Origin of the sequence: Paenarthrobacter sp. NPDC091669, from assembly GCF_044756725.1 — a bacterium.
GTDB classification, from domain to species: Bacteria; Actinomycetota; Actinomycetes; order Actinomycetales; family Micrococcaceae; genus Arthrobacter; species Arthrobacter bambusae_C.
Genome location: NZ_JBIVTK010000003.1, coordinates 265,474 through 286,208, shown reverse-complemented (window position 1 = coordinate 286,208; position 20,735 = coordinate 265,474). Strand labels below are relative to the sequence as shown.

Genomic DNA, 20,735 nt, shown 5'->3' with positions numbered 1-20,735 from the left:
ATCAGCGCGCCCGGTTCTTTGAATCAGCCTATCTGCATGTAGAGTAGTTTCGCGTGCTGGGAAAGGATCGCGTTGCTCACAGAAATGAGAGCAGTCAGCGAGATTTAACTTCCCGGTAATCCGCGCCCGAGTGGCGGAATTGGCAGACGCGCTGCACTCAAAATGCAGTATCGAAAGGTGTGTGGGTTCGAGTCCCACCTCGGGCACTGTATTGTCGCAGGTCAGGGGCCTATATGGCCCCTGACTGTTGACAAAACCCCCAAATCTGTTGACACGGAACTAGCATTTTTATGTGGCTAGTATCCGGAAACGCGTCAAAAAGGACGGCTCTTCGTCCTTCATGGTGGTCTGGCGCGACCCCAAGATCCGGAAGCAGCAGGGCATCACTGTCGACTCCGCGCATGAGGCTGAAACGCTCAAGCGGTTGCTCGATGCGAACGGTCAATCCTTCGAAATCGCGCAGCAGGCACTGTTAGACAACAGGGCGAAGATACCCACGGTTGGCGAAGTCATTCAGGAGCACATCGACCTGCTGATCCGGCCGTCCAGCGGGACCGTCAAGACGTATCAGACGATGCTTGATCTCCATGTGAAAAAGGTCATCGGGCACGTCCCCGTCGACAAGCTCGACTATCGGATGATTGCCTACTGGGTGAAGTCGATGATGGCCAAGGGTCGCTCACCGAAGACGATCAAGAATGTGCATGGGCTGATATCTGCTTCGATGAACACTGCGGAGATGCTGGGGTACATCACCCGCAATCCTTGCCGCGGCGTGCAGTTGCCGAGCGTTGAGAAGGCCGAGGACGAAATGATGTTCCTCACCCATGCGGAGTTCGGCCTGATTATGGACGGGATGGGGGAGCGGTACCGCGATTTCACCAACTTCCTGGTCATGACAGGGACGCGTTTTGGTGAGGCCACGGCACTGACCGTCGCGGACATTGATTTGTTGGGGAAGCCGGCCACGGCACGGATCAACAAGGCGTGGAAGCGTGACGGGAAGAACCAGTTCTACATTGGGCCGACAAAGACGGGCGCCGGCAAGAGGACTATCGGGCTGAATCCGGCGCTTGTTGATTTGCTGATCCCGTTGGTGGCCGGGCGCCTTGGTGGCGACTTGCTTTTCACAACGCCCAAAGGTGAGCGAATCGTTCACAAGCTGTACTGGCACCACTACTGGATGCCGGCGGTCAAGGCTGCGCAAGAACGCGGCTTGCGGAAGAACCCCCGCATTCACGATCTGCGGCACACGCACGCTTCGTGGCTGATCCAGGACGGTGTGCCTATCTTCACGATCTCGCGTCGGTTGGGGCACGCGTCAACCAGGACAACAGAGGGAGTTTATGGGCACCTGATGCCCGAGGCACTGCAGGCTGGGGCAGATGCTACTGAGCGTTCTGTGTCGGCATTTATGCGTTAGTGCGCTGAGCTTTTCGGGTTCCCTTACGAAGCCATGCGGTTGCGGGCTCTTGCGCCGATTAGTCTGGTGCTGGTTGTTCCGCCGCGTGGGGCGGTCGCGGGGTGAGCGCCGGGCAAGACTTCACTTAGCCGGGCGATCTCTGCAATGTGCTCGGATGTGAAGACGATCTTTCCCTTACCCCAGCATGCGTGCGGGAACCGACCGGCAGCGGCGCCATCGCGGAGCCAGCCTTCACTGCACCGCATTAGCGTTGCAGCTTCCGCAGGTTCAAAGAATTCCAAGTCCATGCCGTCCTCTTCCAGTTGCTTCGCCCTCTCCTATTCATTTGCAGTAGTACCGTCGCAACATGACGATATTGCCAGCCCTGACCGTCGACTTGGGGCCTTGGGCTCGGCCAGTGTAGGACTGCATCGTGGTATACACACCGTTGCACGGAGCATTGGGGCTTCCGCCCTCACCGTTGAGTATTCGATGATTCAGGCAGCTGTGGATCAGCATGTGACCGATCGGACAGACATCGATTGGAAGTCGCCTCTTCATGAGAAGCAGAAACCAAGGAGCCGGAAGAACTCGCCAAGGATATCGGCGATGGTCAATGTCGGCAGAGGGGTCATTGTTATGGCGGTATAGAGGACAGGGCTAGCAGCGCCGCAAACAACATCTTCGGGTTGAAGGTTGGTCCGACGCTGTTCAAAGGATGCTCTTGGGGTGGGCGCATCTGCATGTTCATCCGCCCCTACATGGCTTCAGTTCACAACTTTGCAGAACGACCAAGGTGACATTGGAGGTTCTCCAGTAGTCGCTATGCCGGTGCCTGCAAGCTTTGAGACGCCGCATCTGGTGATGGTCGGCGATTCCATCTAGGCACCATGCCGTTCGGGATCCCGAACCGTGTACATGAATGAGGGGGAGATCGGGCGTGCCTACCGTGCACGGCTCGATGATCGCCGCAGCCATGAGCGGCAGGTATCGGATCTTCTGAACCAGGTGCTGTCAGGAATTCGCCCCACTCAGCTGTGGCAGGCAGCTGCTGCGAGGCCGATCAACTCTCGGCCGGTGTATGCCGGCCGAGTCCCAGAAGAGGTTGCGGGGGAAATATTTTCAGAACTGCGGACCAGTAATCCGTTTCGCAAGGATGGGCCCAGGTACCAGCGGGGCACTACCCGATGCTCCTTCGGAGAAGGTGAGATGTCGCATCTATAGCAATGCGGGCAAATGACCGCATGGGTTCACTTCTGACAATTCCATTGCACGAAATTGTCCGCGCTGCGGGAGTCCACTGATGCTTCCCAGAGGGTAGTCTCTCGTTCAGACGGTGCTCCTAGGTGTGGTTAAGTCCAGGCCCTTTCCCACCCAGCTCGGCGTGGATTTGAACGCTCTGTGTCGGATGCCAGCGAGATGCGTCAGACTGTGTTCGACGGGAATTGAGGCGGTAGCGACATGCAATTTCGTACGAGGTTCCAGACGATCAAACTGGTTGTCCTTGCAGTAGTTATTTCTCTAACCTTCTCCGCTTGCACGTGGCCGTGGCAGGGAACCACACCCCCAAGCGCTTCCCCGTCAGAGGTGTCGCTGACCAAATCGGGTGGAACGATCGAAATAGACGGCGCACGCGTCGCAGCCGTGGAGGGCACAGCCCCCGAAGGCACTCTGATGACGGCAGCGTTCAAGGAAGCCGATCTTCCACTAGGGCTGGATGCTTCCTTTGAGGCCGTATCTAAACCGCTTAGCATCAAGTTAGGCGATGGAATGCAGCCCGAGAAACCGCTGCGTGTGACATTCCCCGTCGATCCAGGCTCTGTCAATGGATTTGACAGTTCAAATCCTGCGCTTGGCATTTTAATCATGACAGAGGGCCAAGAGAAACCTGATTTTGCTTTGGCTACCTGGAATGACAATGATAAAACAGCCACGGCCTGGTTGCCGCATCTGACCGATGTTCAGCTCGTATTTTTCAATCTTAAACAATGGATTAGTGGAATCAACTCAACGATTCAGCAGAGCGCCGGACTGGAGTACCCGAAACCAAACTGCACTGATAAATCCGTCAAGATTGGATACGAAACCTACACCGCCCAGTCGGACGCGCAGGAGTGGACCTGTGTACGTGAGTCCAGCGGTTCACTTGTCGTCACAGCGCACTCCAACTCGCCCTTGCCATTTATGGTTACATCAGAGCCCCGTCGACCCGGCCGGACCGTCACAGACGTTTCCCGGTCAGGGATCATAACAGCCGCGTTGGGCAATCAACTCTTGAGCCTCACGGGCAGTGGCGGATCAGCGGTTATGTTCCCGGGCGGGGCGACAGAGTTCATCTTCGATAAACCTGTTGAGGGAATATCCCTAAAGTTCAAAATGCTGCCCAACATTGCTCTTCTTGCAATCCTTACACAGACATTGGATGCACTCTTTAACAAGTTCGGACAAAAGTTACACCTGGACAAGCTCTCCAGCCTCGAATGTTGGAAGAATATACTCGACACGTCGATGCATCCGGACATCAGTTCAGAAAGTGTGAGCTCCTTCGTTAAGACCACCTTTTCATGCATTGGTGAATTTGCTGATCTGACGGCTGTTGGAAGAGCAATTGTTGTTCTGGTCTCAGCAGCCCCAGCGGCCTTTGCCTCAATGTTTATTGGACTCTTACAGACGCTTAACGGGCAAGCAAACTTCTCCACGGCTGTTGGTTATGACATTGAACTTCTAACCTTCTCGGATCCGAAAATGGGCATCAGCTTCAAGTACCCTGCCAACTGGGTCGTGACCAAGCCAACAGACCCGCGAGATCAGACCGGCGCCAAGATATTCAATCAGAAGGGCGCAGAGATCGCTCAGGTCAACTTTGGAACTGCTTTCGATTTCCAGCCCTGCGCCCGGAAAAAACCATACAAGCTCATAGACACGACCCAAACGGGACCCATCCCAGGTATGGACACCTCGACTGCGCCGACCTCAATCAAGGTGGAGACCGTCGACGTTGGCTCTGAAAGTGCGTACTATCCCGACAAACAGCCCATACGCCTAGGTATCTCGCTCTACTCCGGACCTGGGCAGGTCACGGGGACTACGAGCGTATGCAATCTGGCGGCCTTCTTCCAGGCAGGTGGAAAATTTGGGTTCTTCTCAGCAGGGTTGGGGTTCCAATCAAATGAAGCGGTAGTTGCCTACACCAAGCAGAGCGAGTACTTCCAAATCAGAGCCATGCTGGCATCCCTAAGGTTCCTCTAACGTGGTGAGCCCCTACCACTGCACCAGGGTGGATCCCCGGACGCTCACTTGCGGAAAAAGCCGTCCCCGGACTCCGACGTGTAGTTGCTTGGCAATTTGAATTAGCCAGTAAATCCTTCCAGGTTCCACTTTGGGGGGCGAGTAGGTGCCAACATGTCTTGAGTCACACTCTGGGAGCCTTGTTCATTGTCCGTTTAGGATGGCGGTAAGAGTTCTGAGATCAGGTGGGGGAATGACGCAAGAGTTCATCGGGGGTCGATATGCGGCGATCAGGGGTAGCCACAGACAAGGTGGACAAGGAGATGTTTTCAAGGGTGTAGATCTGGAAGGCGGCCAAGAAGTCGCCGTTAAGGTGATCCCGGGCACAAAGGATGCAGTCAACGCCATCTTTTTCACCAGGGAGACCAATGCTCTTTCCCGGCTCAACCATCCCAACGTCGCCCGGCTTCTGGACAAAGGCTTTGACGCCGCACGTGGTGACTACTACATCGTTTTGGAGTGGATCCCGAATACCCTAACGGACTGGCTAGCGGGACTCGGTGACACCCCTGGGTGGGATGATCTGTGCGAGACGGTGGGGCTCCCGCTATCGAGCGCGCTGGCTCATGCCCACGCCAACGGTGTATTGCACAGGGACATCAAACCCGCCAATGTTTTGTGGGACGGTAGCAAACCGCTGCTTGCCGACTTCGGGATCAGTAAGATCAAAAACCAAGTGGCGGCCCCGGGAGATGCCACCGTAGTAGATCACGCGTCTACGCCGTATGCACCGCCGGAAAAAGCAACGAAGGCAGCCGCGAATCGGGATGTCCATGGGCTTGCAGCGACCCTGGTCCGCTGTCTCGTCCCTTTTGAATTAACCAACTATGCTGACATTTCTCGCGCTTTGACCGACGAACTGGTAGGCATAGACGTTCCTGATCAGGTGATGGATCTGCTGAAACGCTGTCTCAGCAACGATCCGAGCAGCCGGCCCAAAGATGGTCAGGTGCTTGACTTGGAGCTCCGTAAGATACAGTCCAGCCGAAGCCGGAAATGGCGTGCTCAAACCGAGATGAACATCAATCTCTCCGCCCAGGCTCGATCGCAGTTGCTGAAAGCGCGTACCGATTCCACGCCCGAACGATTGATCGAAACCCTGATGGGAACAGCCACGTACGCCGTCCCCCGGCGAGCACAGACGGCTACGGGCATCACTCTTAATCCGGATGAGTTCGAGCTCGTGGGCGACGAGCTTTGTCTCGTCCTTAGGATCACATCGGGAAGCATGGTCTGCACTCGAGCTGATGTCCGCGATTTCTACGACCTCGAGACACGCCGACGCTCACCGGCAGCAGTGCTCCTCCCCTCAGACCAATACGTCTGGACTGCTCGGCCGCCGGCGAGCCCGCTCGCTGCCCACAAGGCCAGCAAAGAGCTACATGACCTCCTTCGCCAGGCCATCCAGGATGCAGAGGACCGAGACAGCGAAAGATTCCGACAGAGCCGACTTGACGGTTGGTCACGATTGATCGAGGCCAAAGAAGAACTTGATAGGAAACTTGAAGATCCCGTCGCCTACAGCCTCACCTCTCGTCATTGGAACACCGCAAACCTCCAACTGAAGCACGAACCTGGTGACAAAATTCTCGACCAGGACCTCTTGGCTCGCGAAACTTCTAGGCCAGCGCCTAGAACCGGAATTCCATGCGTCGTGGAGGAACTCGACGGTGACGAAGCAACAGTCCGCATCTCAGGAAACCCTGCCGACTTCCCTGAAGAGGGGGTTTTGGTCCGAAACCGGACTGCCTCCAACACTGCAGTGCGGCGGCAGCGGGAAGCGCTCAGCTCGCTCCGAGACAAAAGAAGCCTGCGCCCCGATCTTTGCAGCCTGGTTCTTGACCCCTCCACAAGTTCCCCCACCGAACCGGTGGAGTTTGCGCCCATAAACGCGGACCTGGACGATGACAAGAAGATCGCGGTATCAAAAGCCCTCGGGGCCTCCGACCTGTTCCTCGTTCAAGGCCCGCCCGGCACAGGAAAAACGTCCTTCATTTGCGAGCTTGTCGCCCAGCACCTCAGGTCCCGCCCGCACGACAGGATTCTCCTCGTCAGCCAAATGCACGTGGCACTGGATAACGCCGTAAGCCGGCTCGATAAAGCAGGAGTGAACGGCATCGTTCGGCTCTCAACTCGAGAAGACCAGGCGGCCCCAGATGCAGCCCACCTCCTCCTCCCGAGCAAGATCAAAGCCTGGACGGAGGAGGTTCGACACAGGGCCAGCCAAGGACTTGAACACCTCGCTGTTGCCGTGGATGTTTCACCCGCGCGCCTCCGACTTGCGTTCGCGGCAGAGGAAGCTGCAGCGGCATTGCGAATTCGAGATCGACGCCGGGCAGAAGCCGAATCATTAAACACGCAGGACAGAGACGAGGACGTCGAAACCGAGCTTAGGGATCGGCTGGATAGGGCCGAAAGCGCCGCTGCCCTCCTCCTGAACACAGTTGGGCAGCATGCAGGCGATCTCAATGTCAACATGGCCGAACTGGAAAGCATCGAAAACCTCACTCATCTCGCCGCGGTTTGTCTGGATGGGAATCCTGACGCTGCCCGGCTTCGGGACATAATGCGTGCACAGGCCGATTGGCTGGCAAGCCTGCAGGATCCCCGTTCGGCCGAACTGCTGTTCCTTCCGAAGCAGTCGGTCATAGCTGGGACATGCATGGGGTTCCTGGGAAACCAGGGTGTCCGCGATATGGACTTTGACCTCTGCATCGTTGACGAGGCATCCCGGGCAACGTCAACCGAGCTCTTCGTCCCTATGGTGCGTTCGCGTCGGTGGGTTCTTGTGGGAGACACCAAACAACTTCCACCGATGCGCGAAGAGGTCATGGACCACAGCGAGCTGGTCGATACCTACAATCTCGACGAACTCCTTGGCTCCGATTCGTTGTTCAGCATCCTTGCGACAGAGTCGCCAAATGAATGCAAAGAGAGCCTCGTCACTCAGCATCGAATGGCCCGCTCCATTGGAGAACTGATCTCCAAGACCTTCTATGACGAGCAACTGATACACGACCCGCACCCGTCCCTAAGCGGGGAGGCCCTCCGTGATCAACCCCGCGTGGCGTGGTTCTCAACAAGTCGCCGTGACACGCGGCACGAAGATGTGGCAAAGGCCAAGAGCTCCTCCAACACCACCGAGGTCGACATCGTCTGCCGCCGCCTTCGCCGACTGGAAGAAATGGCCAGCAACGGCGAAATCCAACGTCTCGACAACGACAGAATCGAGGTCCTTGTTCTCACCGGCTACCAGCGGCAGCTCCACATGCTGGATCGCGCAGTTCGTCGTCTGAATCTCCCTCACCTCAACACCAGCGTCAAAACGATCGACGCCGTACAGGGTAGAGAGGCCGACGTCGTAATCTTCTCGGTAACTCGGAGCAACACCAGGTTCGACATGGGATTCCTCTCTGAGTCTTTCGGAGAAGGCCGGATAAACGTAGCGCTCTCACGCGCACGCGAACTCTTATGGATCGTCGGCGACTCGGAATTCTGCGCCGCGAAAGATGGACCGCTGAAAAGAGCCCTCGACCACATCCAACATTCTGACGACTGCCGAATGGAGTTCGTGTGACAGATCCACTGGCGCTCGCTGCCCGACGCCACGCCCACGTGATCCCAGGCCATATTTTGGTGTCAGCGGAGCCTTGTGTCATCCCCGCATCAGTCCTCACCGTGGACCTGCTGGCGGAAAGGGCGAGTGAACTTGGTGTCGCCGAGAGGTATACCCTCCGGGCCATCAAGTTAGGCCTAGAGCGGATCGAGGAGGTCTCTTGGTTTCTTGGGCTTGACCAGGACGATACTGCCAACGTCATCGGGGCTCTTTTGCAGCGAGAGATGATCGACTACCGTGCTGCGGACACGGGTGATCGCCGCATACGGCTTCTGTCTCCTGGGCTAGAGGCACTCGAGGGCGTTGTGGCTGAAGCGCCGAAGGTAGTTACTCTCCCGGTGACGTTCGATAGGATCATCCGCAAACCAGTTGCGTGGACCAAGCGATCCCTCACTCGGGCGGGCGAGATTGGAAACCGCAAGGGCATACTGGTCCTGCCGCCAGCCTCAGGCGAGCCTGCTAACGTAGACGATTTGTCCACTGCTGACCTCACTGCAATTTTGGGGGGCAGGAACCAAGTCAATCGAATACTTGGCACCATCGGAGCCACGGAGAACCGGAAGTATTTCAAAGAAGCCATTCTGCTGATTTACAAAGGAGTCGATGTCGATTCAGTTCGACTGGGCCTGGACATTGACGGCACTTGGAGTCCGGCTCATGAGAAGGAACTCGAGCACCTTCGGGCCGTAGATCGACTTGGCATCAGCGTCGAGGGGCCGCGGTCGTCCATGGACAGCCAGAACCGGACCGAATTTCCAGAGCCCGCCGGAACCCCGAAAATGGCGCGCGAAGAAGTTCTCACGCTCCAAGCGATGGCAGATGCACCCCCCATCCATGCTGAGTCAGCAGTTAGGGATACCGGCACCCAAGCCAGCCAGGCCGTTAATTCTGCCGCGATACGGTGGCTCGGCACCTATGAGCATCCTTGGATCCTCGATGAAGCAGTGACAAAAACTCGGCGGCGACTCCTCATCATTAGCCCTTGGATCACAAGTGCTGTCGTCACAAAGACCTGGATCAGGCAGATCGAAAAACTAGCAACTAAGTGCGCAGTCACAATTGCATGGGGATACGAAGACCATCCAAAGATTGACGATTCCCTCAGCGAGCTCCATGCAGCAGCAAGACGGTCAAAGCAGCTTGCGGTCGTGCGGTTGAAAAACACCCACGCCAAAGTGCTGGTAGGCGACGACTTCTATGTCACCACCAGTTTCAATTGGCTATCGTTCAGAGGCGACAAGGACCGACGGTACCGTATGGAAGAAGGGACTCTCGTACGTAACCGCGATCTCGCGGACCTGGCTTATGAGCGGCATCTAGACCAGATCAAGGAACAGGCCGAGGAAGTAGTCGGTAATCTCCCCAATCGGCCCGGTGCTGTCCCTGCCGGTGTCAGCGCCCCGAACAAATCCCACAACGCGCCACCCAATACCCAACATGAGAGCAGCAATGCTCGCCGGAACAAGCAGCCACCGCCTCGAAAGGGCACAGTGAAACCGCCCCTCGCGAAGGCATGGGCCGAGCTTCGCGCCGGGGAGAAGATTCCCGGCCGGATCCAAGGCATTGCCGCCTTCGGAGTGTTTGTCACCCTCGAAAACGGAATTGTGGGACTCATCCACAACTCGCAACTACCCTCTGCAATGCGACGGGATCAGGGGAAAGCCTTCGGAATCGGAGAACGCGTCCTCGTTAGGATTCTTGACGTTCAAGCCGATCGTAAACGCGTTTCACTTTCACTACAGAGTTAACCAGTGACACCTTCTGCCGGAGGAACCAGTCTCTACTCCTCTACGATCTTCATGTTGGCGTCGATTATGGTGTTCGTGAGCTGCTCGATGTCGCTGATGATCGAGCGCACGTTTGGATACCGGCGGCTTAGGTCTTGGTCTGTGCATTTGCGGACAATTCGGCTGACCTCCCCAGAACCAGTAACGAGTGCTTCCCTGCCTGTAAAGATGTAGGACAGGATCCAGCCAATGGCGTAGATCTCGTTGGTGACACTGTAGTCCTTGAAAGCGTGAAGCTGGGGGTCGCGTATCGTCCCTCGCATCTCGGTTTGAGTACGTGTGAAGGTTGAAGATGTGTCCTTGACGAGCCCGAAGTCAGAGAGTTTCACGATCACAGCGTCGTCACCGAACGTCTTGAGCAGGATGTTCTGAAGACTGACATCGCGGTGGAGATAACCCTTACCATGGAGAAAGTTGATGCCGTATAGAAACTGGAGGGCGATTCTCCTGCGGTAGTCGAAGCCCAGAGTGGCGTTTCGCTGCTGGATGAAGTGGCGCAGAGTTTCGTCGCAGAACTCCAACTTGTACTCGTTTCGCGATTCGTCGTACTGGTAAACCTCAACAAGATAGGGGTGGCTGAGGCTTTTCAGGATCCGGAACTCCTCCCTGAATCGGTAGAGGTCTCGCTCCCGCAAGTCTGACTTCGCTCGTTTCAGAGCAAATCTAATGCCGTAGTCGGGATCCTCGAATGAGAAGACCCTCGCGTAGGATCCTTCCCCGATCAGGCGCAGAGACTGGTTCGTCCCGTTCTTCCTGAGCCGCACGGTAGCATCTGGCCGGATGAAGATGGGATGGTACTGGATGACCTTGATGGGAGTGAAGTCGTCGGGGATCGTACTGCCCCGGAACGGTGCAAGCCAAGGTTTGCACCGTTCGATTTCGGCTTGGTATTCAGGGGAGAATCTGACTTCGATCCCTGCTTGTTGCAACACGAAGAGTGCTTCTGGCACCTCTTCGATAAGCGACAGCAGATCCCGGCTGTTGTCTGCCCAGTAGTAGTTCGTTGTTTTGGCCCTGCCGTTGATGGCCTCGAAGTGGGAGTTGAGTCGCTCGTGAAGATTGGCGAAGATCCTCCTGAATCTTGCCTCGTCCGGGTAAAGACGCAGGTACGCTCCCGTTGTTGGGAGTTGGGCGTACTTTTCTTCAAGGTCGAGGATCATCAGCTCGACCGGGTCAGCCATAACGCCTCCATTCGGACTCAAAATCCATCTGTAACAAAACTATACGTGCGAGGTCATGGACGATGGTCAGTCCCGTGGTGAGGACGGTGCAAGATTGAACAAGCGGGCGGAGGGTGCGGAAGGTTCGGATGTGGAGGGCCCGCCATCTGATGGGAGCTACTAAGCACTGGTGTAGATAGTCCGGATGGCGACATTGATCCTGGCTCCAGCATGGGCGGCTCTGATTGACCGTCTGGGGCTTCGGCCTATGAGCTGAGTCTGCTGGTGCGAGCGGCGGGGGAGTGCGCCGGCCGACTTGACGGGCAGACGGCTATGTCCTCTTCAGACCTGGGCTGTGGGCGCCCTGGGACGAGTACGGCTCTGATGGTCATCCAGTGTTCCAGGTTCAGCAGTCGATGCAGTCGATCGTTGTTGCTGCAGTCGATGGCGACTGAACCAAGCTGGGTGACGGCGTTGTCGTCGTAGTCCTCGAGGACACGCGAGAGCTCCTCAAGCCTACGATGATGCAGGTCGGCCCGTTCTGGCTTTGACTCGTCTCAGAATCCCTTTCTGTAGCGCTGACTGGTCTTCAGGGAACAACTCGAGGATCTAACTGCTCTCGCTGATCTGGGATTCGCGGGTGGTCCCCCTGCCGGGCTGCTTTCGTGCAAATGGGATCAGCGGTTACACCCGGGCAAAGGTCCGATGGTTTGAGCATCCTCGGGTGACGATGGCCATGTCGGGAACCCATATGCGTGAACTGCGAGGATCCGGTTCAGCGTGGCACCCACGTGGCTGTACCGGATACTTTGTGTGTGATTTTGTTCTGGGACTAGGGGGATTCTTACGCGCATGCCATGGTTTCCGTGGTCCCTGGGTCGTGTTAGCTCTGAGGCCTGTTCTCTCGTCGCTAAGACGCGGTCTAGCCCCGCCAGCGGGTTAGCGCATGACGCACAAACCCTCAGCACTGGCCGGGACAACTATCTGTCTGCATGGTGGCCCGCGCGCTGGAGTTGAGGTACAGAGCCGTCGAAGACGTTCCACCGATGTGTCACAGGATGGCTTCCGTACTCACAAAGGTTCGCTGCCCTCCAGAAGCGCTGGCTCACGTACGAGCTGGATCGGTTCATGCAAAACGCAATTAATCTGAAAACGCGAATTTGTCTAGGGTGCTAGTTTGCTCGTTGAATCAGACGCTGATGCCTTCCTCGCGGAGGAGCGCATCAAGAAATGTGACAACTCTTGAGATGCTGACTATCGGGCGACCATGTCTAGAACCAAAGAGCGCGAAGCGAAGTAGTACCTCGGAGAGGCCGCTCCTCTGGACATGTCCAGAGGAGCGGCGTTCAATGGGACTAAGGGTTCGTGTCGGGCTCGCGAGTGCTTTTCGCGTTGGGCCAGCAACGAACCGAGGTTGACGCATCACTGGGGATGCCCATGAACAGCAATCCATATCCCTCAGGACAATCGCCGGCTGAACGCGCAGCGAGTGCCTTCGCTTCACTATTGCTTCCGACCCACCTGAACTTGGAACGACTCGTTGAAGTGGTTGAGGGTGTCCGGCATCGGCCCATACAAATTGAAGCTGCCAGAGCACTGAATGGTGGATCAGTCTGCGGTTTGTGGCTGTCCACGGATGATGTCGAGATCATCTTGCATGCCATCAGCCCATCCGGACTTCACCGTCAACAGTTTGTCCTTCACGAGCTGGGGCACATGGTCTTGAGGCATGACGAACTTATCGTGCCGGCCGACTACATAGGGGTCCTCTTCCCGAACCTTCCGACCGGCCTGGTATCTCGCGTGTTGGCCAGGAGCAGCTTCACTGACGACTTGGAAGCCGCTGCGGAATCGCTGGCAGATCTCTTCGCAGCAGCAATCCGGAACAGTGCCAGGGAGCCGCGATCGTTCGAGAAGGTCTTCGAATGATCCAGATAGTGGCCGCAGCTATGATTTGGCTACTCGTCGTTTGCCTGTTGCCTGGTTTCAGGATTCGGCGCGATCACAGCGTGCTAACGGCCGCCATCACGATTGCAGTCGCACTGACGCTCAACATAGATCAGGTCTACTTGGGCTTTGATTCTGTACTGGGCGGTCGTAACTTTGTGGATCTGGTGTCCAACATATCTATGGTCGTGGGCATCTACTTTCTCTCGATAGCTATCATCCGGGCGGCTAAACCGGAAGAGACGGTCGAGAGACGAGACACTGCTGGCTTAGTTCTCTTGGCCGCGGTAATTGTGGGCCTTGCAGCCAGCTTCAGTGCCATCGTCAGTCAGGGCAGTTCCACTCGTTTCATGGTGGATTACGGCCACCAGTGGCCTGCTGCCCTCTACTCATCCATCCAGTTCGTCTACATAGGCTGGGTGGTTTGCGTTACCGGTGTTACCTGTTTCCGCTTTCGCGGTGACATGTTGCGGCCCTACTTCCGCGCGGCATTTACGTGCATCGGGGTCGGCTGTAGCTTTGCCGTTCTCCTTGTATTGCTAGTGCTGGTCATGGATGTTCTGCATTTGCAAGGGCGGCTGGATGCCATGCATGCGGTCTCGCCCATCTATGATGTGGCGGTAGTTGCCGCCATGGCCTTCCTGTGCGTAGGTCTCGCCATCCCGCCCGTGGCGCGTCGAATTCTCCGCCGTAAGCAATCCGCGACCGAGGCGGAGCTGGTTAGCGACCTCACGGAAATCTGGGACAAAACAACAAAGAAAAGGCAAAACCTTCGTCTCGTACGGGACACCGAAATGATCAGCCGCAACGACCAGGCCCAAAGACTCCATAGAATGCTTGTTGAAGTACAGGACGCACTGCTAGTCGAACCCGATTTAGGCAGATCCTTGGACATCCATGACCTCAATGTTCTGACCGCTGCAGAGAATTACCTGGCGGGACCGATCGTGCGCCAAGTTCCAGTTCGTCGACGGAAGGGGGAACGGGCGACATGACAGATGATGCCACTTCCTCCGAAACCCCTCAGACCAGATTGGCGCGAAAGCTCAACCTTCTTCTTGACCTCTATGAGGCCAAGGGATCGGAGGCGTTGACCTACCCCGAGATAAGTCGGCACATGAGTCAACGTGGAACGCCACTTTCCCGCTCTCGCTGGGCCTACATGCGCAGTGGGGATAGCTCGTTGGCGACCGATGCCTCGTTGCTTCGAAACCTTGCAGAATTCTTTGGAGTGGACCGGGATTACCTCTTGGACGATGCCGGGGAGATACCAAAGCTCGTAGACGCTCAGCTGGAACTTCTTCGTACCCTGCGTGAATCACGCGTGCGGAACTTCGCCGCTCGTCAGTTGCAGGGGATCTCTTCGGAAACCCTGGTGAGGCTTCGCCAAGTGATTGACGAACGCAAGCGGGGTAAGGGGGTGGACGATGCCGACAGTGAACAGTCGTAGAGCTCTAAAGGTTGGAGTTCTTGGTGCATCCGGGGCTTTGCTGGCAGGCGTCTCCGGTGCAGCCTACTTCGCTCGTCACGTCGTAGTACCAAAATACAGCCGTCGTGAGGGTCTGGAAGTTCGGGCTGTGCACACCAATGGGGACGGATCCCTAGAGATCGAATTCCTCGCTACGGACCAAACGAGAGCGCCGGGACGATACAGCCTATGGTTTGAGCAGGGGATGGGCCACGCATGCCTCGGGCCGGTCGTTGGCTCCCACCCTGACCGAAACTCAGTAGTCCGGGTAGTTGAGCGAGTGGATTCGGGGGACCTTGAACAAGCCAAGGCGGGCATCTGGAGTGGGTACGTCTACTCGAAACCGGAGCAGCTTGGTTTGCCGTACCAAGACGTAGAGATTCCAGTCGCCAACGGTGTCGCCCCGGCGTGGAGATTTGACCCGCCCGCCGGAGCCGCAGCCCCTGGAACATGGGCCGTCCACATCCATGGAATGGGCGGCAAAAGGGCCGGAACTCTCCGCGGAATACCGGTCGCGAGGCGTCTGGGACTGACGTCGCTGGTTGTCTCGTTCCGCAACGACGGCGATGCACCGCCGTCGTACGATGGCCGTTACAATCTCGGTCAAGGCGAGTGGCACGACGTCGAGGCCGGCATCAACTACGCCATTTCCAATGGCGCGGAGCGCATTGTCCTTTTTGGGTGGTCACTCGGCGCTGCCATCGCCCTTCAAACGGCGGCCCTGTCGCAGAGTTCGTCACGAATAGCCGGGATGGTTCTCGACGCGCCAGTCTTCGACTGGCGAACGACCCTGGCAGCGAACGCCAAGGCGGCCGGACTTCCTCGGCCACTCGTGCACCTGGGATTCACCATTCTTCGGTCTAAGGGCCTCCGGTGGGTGACCGGCCTTGCTGAACCGATATGTCTCGATTCCCTGGATTGGCTGGCGCGAGCAACTGAATTGAACAAACCTGTCCTCGTACTCCATGGAGAGAAGGACGAAACAACGCCCTTCGAAGCATCCAAGAAAGCTGCCAGTCTGAGGCCGGACCTAGTCAGATTGGTGGAGTTTGAATCTGAGGGCCACTCTCTGGAGTGGAATGTCGACCCCGAAAAGTGGGAGCGATCGGTCGAGGAGTGGTTCTACGGTCTCCCGCTGGCTGGCTCCAGTCCTGAACCAGCGGGAGCGCAGTCGTAGGAGGCATTTGCACTGAGAACTGGGCTGCTAGGTCAATGAGCTGACACTCGACGAGTGAGGCGTGAGCGGAGTAACGGTCGTCTGCCAAAGCCTGGATGTAACCAGCCGACTCAAGGACGAGGAGATGACGCCGGACCGTCGCGCGGGAAGCCCGTAGTCCTGACGCCAAGACGCCAGGGGTCGATGGCCCACTTCTGATAAGGAAGCGAAGGATCTGGCTCCGTGTTCGGTTCATCAAGATGGATGTCGACATTCAAACCACGGCTCAGGTTTGGGGGATGCTTGCTGTAGACGGGTCTACAGCAACAGGATACGCCTCATGTAGACCGCGGAAAAGATTCAATGTCCAGCTGATTGTCTAGCCTCGGCGCTCGCGGAATACTGAGGGAACGCAGCAGTATTTCTCATCGAACGAGGCGGTGGAAAGGTGGAGCATGCCGGCAAAAGACGCTAGCCGCAACGGTGAGTTGTCACCCCAGGCGATCCTCGCCCGCCGACTGAACCTGCTGCTCGACGTTGTTGTAGCCGAGAGAGGTTCGCCCGTCACTTTCAGGGAGATTGAGGCCGGACTCCGAAGTCGAGGCGTCAAGATCTCCAGGGCCAGGTGGTTCTACATGAAGGATGGAACAGGGCGTCTGGTCAGTGATCCGCAGCTGCTTGCCGCCATCTGCGAGATGTTCGACGTCGATCCCTCCTATCTGCTTAACGGCGTCGAAGGCGACGTTCCAGAACGCATCGATTCGCAGTTGGAGTTTGTGAAGTCTCTGAGGGCAGCCCGGGTGAAGTCATTCGCCGTTAGGGCGCTCGGGGACGTCTCGCCGGAAACGCTTCGTGCAATCTCCGAGTACCTGAACAAAGACATCGGCTTACACCCGAATGGGGAGATAGCCGCGGCTACTCCTCCAAGACATACCGGAGATGGGCGTCCAGCAACTCCTTGATGCGGGCAGGATTTGCTGAGTAGCGAGGAGAGCGGCCGTGGCGCCGTCCGGCCTCCACATCGACCTCAATCGCGCCGACTTGTTCGAGTGCCACGAGGTGTTTGGCGACGCTGGGCTCGCCGGCGCTGACGGCTGCGACGATGTCCCCTCTGGATGCAGGACCGTTTGCCGTCAGAAATCTCAGAATCTCATTCCTGGAGCGGTTCCCGAACGTTGCCACGGCGTCTTCAACGTCAGGCGACCAGGCGTCGTCGTGAGGCTGCGTGATCCGTGGCATGGCTCCATTCTTGCTGAACAACATGCAAAAAGTAAGAACTTGGGTCTTGACGGTACTACAAATATCTTTGACAATAATTTAAAGAAGCTTGTGTTGTGGTCAGGATCGCTACTGCCACGTCGTGTCGCCCCGTATGGTGACGCTGAAGGTATTCGAATCCGTTAGTCGAAGCGGTGAGAGCCATGAGCCTGGAACACCTGCCGGGCAACGCTGAAATAGAGAACTCAAATTCATCCCCGGTGGACTTTTCGCTGCTGAATCCGGTGACACCGACCCTGCGAGTTTCCGTCGACCAAATGATGGGAGCGGTCGAAGGCGTGCGTCGATACGTCATCTCGCACTTGGCTCGGATCGGCCGCTCGTGCGATGTGGACGATGTCCTGCAAGACGTAAGGATGGCTGTCTGGGACGGAGTGTCACGCGGAAATTATCGTCAGATCCCCGGAGTTCCGTTCGGGGCTTGGGTGCAAGGCGTAGCCGGGAATGTCTGCGCAGCGCACGTCCGCAGGGAACTCGGCCACAAAACGCTGCCGCTTCTTTTGGATCCGGGCAACAGCGAGCGCTCCGACAATCTCCAACAACTAACGGTGCTGGTTGTGTCCCGTGATTATCGCGATGCCGAGGAGATCATCGATCAAGAATGGGCGCATATGGTTCTTGGACTGACTCGGGCTGCTGTATCAGCTCCGGTATGGCGCCTCGCAGTGGGCAGCCTTACCGAGCCGCGACGATACGCCCCTCCGTCGCCGCAAGACCGTCGCCGCTGGAATGCAGTCACCACTGTTCGGCAGACTGCAAAGACGATAAGCCAAGCGTTGAATGTAGATCCTGAAGCCGTGCACGACATGCCCGGTCTATGCCGGCACGCCGTTGGTTGTCTGCCGAGTCCGCTGCTGCGGGGAGTGGCCGAAGCAATCGTTCTGCCCGAACATCACGGCGTCGAACGGCAGGTTGCCATCGCCGCTGTTGCCGAGGATTTCAAAGTGACTGATCGATATGTGGCAGTTCAAATCGGCACGGCCCGTCGCCTGTACCAAACGGCATGGAGAGTCATTCGCAGTTCCATGACTTCGGCCGTTTGAGTCATGTTGCTCATTGGCGAGCTGCGCATGAACAGGCCAGGAGGCAAACATGGTTGAGTCACCTTGGCATGGGCGAACAACGCGTCGGTGGGTGTTTGGCTTAGCACTGGCGGCCATCCTAGGCGCCCTCATTGTCGTTCTGGTCGCACCGCGGGAGTCCCCGTCTACGAAAGGGGCGGGTGTCCCATCGGCTGAATCTTCGACGCCGCGGGATCTGCCGAGCATTTCCCCGACTACTACAGCGAAGCCATCGAGGTCAGCTCCACTCTCTAAGGCGCCTGCGTCCGCTCCGCCTGTCACGGCCGATTATCGGGCACTTGCTTCCGCGGCCGCAGTGGCCATCTATAGCTGGGACACCCGAAGTTCGTCCTATTCGGATGTGTACGCTCGAATTCGAGGTTGGTGGTTCGTCCTCCCTGACGGATCCAATCCGTTGGCCGTGTTGGTCCAGGAGTTCGAGGCAACGGGCATAAACGCGGGATCCTACGCTTCGCTTGCGGGCCAAGGTGCCTACAGGGTAGCAACGTTCGAATCCATGGCATGCGACAACGACCTCGTGAAAGTTCGCGAACGCCCGGCTCCGTGGGTGGGGCTTCATGTCTGCACGGTTCGACTCAAGGTCGTTGACCAGACAGTCAGTAGCAGCAATTCATACACCGCGCCGGTCAGTGTGATGGCTAATTGTCCGCCAGCAGCTACCGCCCCGCCTGATCGATGCCAGATGGTCGGCTTCTATGCCTCGACTAGCCGGATTGTCTACTGATGCCGCATCCAGCTTTGGCGATGGCCATAGTCAGGCGCCGAACGCTCGTACGGGCTGCATCCGCCGTCGTTCTCGTCATCGTGCTTTCCGTTGGTGTTGTTGTCAGCGCCGTCGCTCTAGCCCTGGCAGGCGACAAGCCGGAATCGCTTGTCGGGTGTGTGCCGAGCAGCGGCGCTGTCACACAAAGCGTCCTCGAGAACAGTGGATCTCGGACGAATGGTCAAGCCCTTGGACTCTCCGCAGGGCAGATTGCTGTGGCGCAGGGGTACATTTCCGTCGGGAAGCAACTTGGCGTTCCTCGGGAGGCGATGGTGATCGCAATTATGATGTCTCTCCAGGAGTCGACCCTCCGGATGCTCGCCAACGCGAATGTCCCTGCGTCATTTCAGTTTCCTCATGACGGGGTTGGGAGTGACCACGACTCAGTAGGTTCGGCACAGCAGCGGCCAGCGGCGGGATGGGGAACCGTTGCAGAGCTGATGGATATTTCTTACAACGCACGGGCATTCTACGGAGGGCCGTCGGGACCGAATCAGGGTAGTCCTCGGGGTTTGCTGGACGTGCCAGGTTGGTCTGCCATGAGCAAAGGGCAGGCTGCCCAAGCAGTCCAAATTTCAGCGTTTCCAGAGCTCTATGCTCGATGGGAACCACAGGCGACAGCCATCGTTGAGCTGCTTCAAGGTGTCACCACGGCTCCGACGTGCAGCGTTGGGGAGAGCAGCCGGCCGGACCCGGTTTCCGCTGAAGGCTTGCCACAAATCCGACAGGATGTTCTGCGTTTCACACAAATGGGCGTGGGTGGTGCCTATGTCTGGGGTGGCACAGCTTTCAAGGCATGGGACTGCTCGGGCTTCGTTCAATGGATTTACCGGCAAGCTGGAGTTGAACTGCCGCGCGTGGAGCAATGGAGGGTTGGGACAATGACTGATCATCCTCAAATCGGGGATCTTGTTGTTCAAAACCCGCAGGGTCCCTACAACTGGGGACATGTCGGCATCTACGCGGGTGATGGCATGATGTACAGCGCACTAAACCCGTCCGCTGGGACACTGCTGCATCCAATCGACTGGAACTCGGGGACTGCTTACGTTGATCTTCTGAATTAGACCTTCGGGTTCACAACCAACCCCGACGGTCGGGACCGCGAAAATATAAAAGGCGCCGTCACGCCGAGCGAAGGTCTGAAACCGGGACACCACATCGGCTTAGGGGCGCACTCAGCCGGTTTTTGGAAGCTTTCCCCACTTGGCGTGCAGTTCAACGGCAGGGGCTTTTTCGTCACTTTTTTCGGCGTCGTCCAACGCAGCCGACTCGATTATCGGATGGAATATGGAAATCAGGCGTAGGAACTTTACGCCGCAGAGTACCAAAGAGTATTCAAATATCCATCTGGCAAAGATCGGCAGCCAGGCAGCGATCCCACCGCCTTCGAGGTCGACTGCAAGGCACGTTAATGCCATGGCGGCAGCAAATATGGCAGATAGATAGATTGAGCGCCAATTGTTGGCTAGAGACTTCGCGCCGTGCTTCTTGAGCGTCGTGACGCGTTCGCCCTTGCCGGATGAAGCCTGTGCGATAGCTACGCCACTGAATGCACCCAAAAGGGATACGACAACCGCTGTCGATGAGTAGAGGGCACGGCGTTCGTCACGTGAGGCGTACGACATGAAGTCATAGCCTGATGCGCTAATTGTGAGCATGACATGGACTCCAACCACGAAGCAGGACAGCAGTATGTCCAGCCACAGGTGATCGATCCAGTAGTCCTTGGCTGCAACTAGTCTTGCCTTCATACCGGCCCCCTCAGATTGTCGTCGTCAGTCTATG

At 57.3% G+C, this 20,735-nt stretch carries 14 protein-coding genes, 1 tRNA gene and 1 pseudogene; 12 read left to right on the top strand and 4 right to left on the bottom strand.

Annotated features, from left to right (window positions below):
- Nucleotides 1–124 precede the first annotated feature (124 nt).
- The 5 genes from ACIQLI_RS06620 (at nt 125) to ACIQLI_RS06600 (ending at nt 10,054) form a co-directional block, all read left to right on the top strand.
- A tRNA-Leu gene (locus ACIQLI_RS06620) sits at nt 125–206 on the top strand.
- Nucleotides 207–292: 86 nt separating this feature from the next.
- Nucleotides 293–1,423, top strand: a complete 1,131-nt coding sequence (locus ACIQLI_RS06615) for a tyrosine-type recombinase/integrase (RefSeq protein WP_400386377.1) — start codon at nt 293–295, stop codon at nt 1,421–1,423.
- A gap of 1,566 nt (nt 1,424–2,989) precedes the next feature.
- The gene (locus tag ACIQLI_RS06610; RefSeq protein ID WP_400386374.1) at nt 2,990–4,651 is read left to right on the top strand and encodes a hypothetical protein; all 1,662 of its coding nucleotides are present in this window, start codon (nt 2,990–2,992) and stop codon (nt 4,649–4,651) included.
- A gap of 232 nt (nt 4,652–4,883) precedes the next feature.
- Nucleotides 4,884–8,267, top strand: coding sequence for an AAA domain-containing protein (locus ACIQLI_RS06605; RefSeq protein WP_400386371.1), 3,384 nt, complete (start codon nt 4,884–4,886; stop codon nt 8,265–8,267).
- Nucleotides 8,264–10,054 (top strand): S1 RNA-binding domain-containing protein, encoded by a 1,791-nt coding sequence (locus tag ACIQLI_RS06600; protein WP_400386368.1) that lies wholly within the window; start codon nt 8,264–8,266, stop codon nt 10,052–10,054. Before ACIQLI_RS06605 ends, ACIQLI_RS06600 begins: the two co-directional genes overlap by 4 nt.
- Nucleotides 10,055–10,086: 32 nt before the next feature.
- Here the strand turns inward: ACIQLI_RS06600 and ACIQLI_RS06595 are convergent, their stop codons facing one another.
- Complete coding sequence (locus ACIQLI_RS06595; protein ID WP_400386365.1) at nt 10,087–11,274, bottom strand: protein kinase family protein; 1,188 nt, start codon at nt 11,272–11,274, stop codon at nt 10,087–10,089.
- Between the two features lie 1,416 nt (nt 11,275–12,690).
- Between ACIQLI_RS06595 and ACIQLI_RS06590 the strand changes: the two genes are divergently transcribed.
- The 4 genes from ACIQLI_RS06590 to ACIQLI_RS06575 all read left to right on the top strand — a co-directional run bounded on the left by ACIQLI_RS06590 (nt 12,691) and on the right by ACIQLI_RS06575 (nt 15,845).
- Nucleotides 12,691–13,182 (top strand): hypothetical protein, encoded by a 492-nt coding sequence (locus ACIQLI_RS06590; RefSeq protein ID WP_400386362.1) that lies wholly within the window; start codon nt 12,691–12,693, stop codon nt 13,180–13,182.
- A complete protein-coding gene (locus tag ACIQLI_RS06585; protein ID WP_400386359.1) occupies nt 13,179–14,195 on the top strand; it encodes a hypothetical protein in 1,017 nt (338 codons plus the stop codon). Before ACIQLI_RS06590 ends, ACIQLI_RS06585 begins: the two co-directional genes overlap by 4 nt.
- The gene (locus ACIQLI_RS06580) at nt 14,192–14,650 is read left to right on the top strand and encodes a hypothetical protein (RefSeq protein ID WP_400386357.1); all 459 of its coding nucleotides are present in this window, start codon (nt 14,192–14,194) and stop codon (nt 14,648–14,650) included. Before ACIQLI_RS06585 ends, ACIQLI_RS06580 begins: the two co-directional genes overlap by 4 nt.
- A gap of 298 nt (nt 14,651–14,948) precedes the next feature.
- The gene (locus tag ACIQLI_RS06575; RefSeq protein ID WP_400386354.1) at nt 14,949–15,845 is read left to right on the top strand and encodes an alpha/beta hydrolase family protein; all 897 of its coding nucleotides are present in this window, start codon (nt 14,949–14,951) and stop codon (nt 15,843–15,845) included.
- Nucleotides 15,846–15,948: 103 nt separating this feature from the next.
- Here the strand turns inward: ACIQLI_RS06575 and ACIQLI_RS06570 are convergent.
- Nucleotides 15,949–16,080: pseudogene (locus ACIQLI_RS06570) on the bottom strand (helix-turn-helix domain-containing protein); the annotation flags it as partial.
- A 199-nt stretch (nt 16,081–16,279) separates the two neighbouring features.
- Here ACIQLI_RS06570 and ACIQLI_RS06565 point away from each other — a divergent pair.
- Nucleotides 16,280–16,786 carry a hypothetical protein gene (locus ACIQLI_RS06565; RefSeq protein ID WP_400386351.1) on the top strand — a complete coding sequence of 169 codons (507 nt, stop codon included), beginning with the start codon at nt 16,280–16,282 and terminating at the stop codon, nt 16,784–16,786.
- Here ACIQLI_RS06565 and ACIQLI_RS06560 read toward each other — a convergent pair.
- On the bottom strand, nt 16,740–17,063 hold the full coding sequence (locus ACIQLI_RS06560; protein WP_306878561.1) for a helix-turn-helix transcriptional regulator: 324 nt from the start codon (nt 17,061–17,063) through the stop codon (nt 16,740–16,742). The genes ACIQLI_RS06565 and ACIQLI_RS06560 overlap by 47 nt on opposite strands.
- A gap of 182 nt (nt 17,064–17,245) precedes the next feature.
- Between ACIQLI_RS06560 and ACIQLI_RS06555 the strand changes: the two genes are divergently transcribed.
- On the top strand, nt 17,246–18,145 hold the full coding sequence (locus ACIQLI_RS06555) for a sigma factor (RefSeq protein WP_400386348.1): 900 nt from the start codon (nt 17,246–17,248) through the stop codon (nt 18,143–18,145).
- Between the two features lie 1,341 nt (nt 18,146–19,486).
- A complete protein-coding gene (locus tag ACIQLI_RS06550; protein WP_400386346.1) occupies nt 19,487–20,014 on the top strand; it encodes a C40 family peptidase in 528 nt (175 codons plus the stop codon).
- A gap of 111 nt (nt 20,015–20,125) precedes the next feature.
- Here ACIQLI_RS06550 and ACIQLI_RS06545 read toward each other — a convergent pair whose 3' ends face one another.
- A complete protein-coding gene (locus ACIQLI_RS06545) occupies nt 20,126–20,701 on the bottom strand; it encodes a hypothetical protein (RefSeq protein ID WP_400386343.1) in 576 nt (191 codons plus the stop codon).
- Nucleotides 20,702–20,735: the final 34 nt, after the last annotated feature.

What these genes read in the sequence shown, in the direction of transcription:
- ACIQLI_RS06595 (WP_400386365.1), bottom strand. Translation starts at nt 11,274, where the DNA reads ATGGCTGACCCGGTCGAGCTGATGATCCTCGACCTTGAAGAAAAGTAC.
- ACIQLI_RS06550 (WP_400386346.1), top strand. Translation starts at nt 19,487, where the DNA reads ATGAGCAAAGGGCAGGCTGCCCAAGCAGTCCAAATTTCAGCGTTTCCA.
- ACIQLI_RS06555 (WP_400386348.1), top strand. Translation starts at nt 17,246, where the DNA reads ATGAGCCTGGAACACCTGCCGGGCAACGCTGAAATAGAGAACTCAAAT.
- ACIQLI_RS06565 (WP_400386351.1), top strand. Translation starts at nt 16,280, where the DNA reads ATGCCGGCAAAAGACGCTAGCCGCAACGGTGAGTTGTCACCCCAGGCG.
- ACIQLI_RS06560 (WP_306878561.1), bottom strand. Translation starts at nt 17,063, where the DNA reads ATGCCACGGATCACGCAGCCTCACGACGACGCCTGGTCGCCTGACGTT.
- ACIQLI_RS06585 (WP_400386359.1), top strand. Translation starts at nt 13,179, where the DNA reads ATGATCCAGATAGTGGCCGCAGCTATGATTTGGCTACTCGTCGTTTGC.
- ACIQLI_RS06545 (WP_400386343.1), bottom strand. Translation starts at nt 20,701, where the DNA reads ATGAAGGCAAGACTAGTTGCAGCCAAGGACTACTGGATCGATCACCTG.
- ACIQLI_RS06590 (WP_400386362.1), top strand. Translation starts at nt 12,691, where the DNA reads ATGAACAGCAATCCATATCCCTCAGGACAATCGCCGGCTGAACGCGCA.
- ACIQLI_RS06605 (WP_400386371.1), top strand. Translation starts at nt 4,884, where the DNA reads ATGACGCAAGAGTTCATCGGGGGTCGATATGCGGCGATCAGGGGTAGC.
- ACIQLI_RS06580 (WP_400386357.1), top strand. Translation starts at nt 14,192, where the DNA reads ATGACAGATGATGCCACTTCCTCCGAAACCCCTCAGACCAGATTGGCG.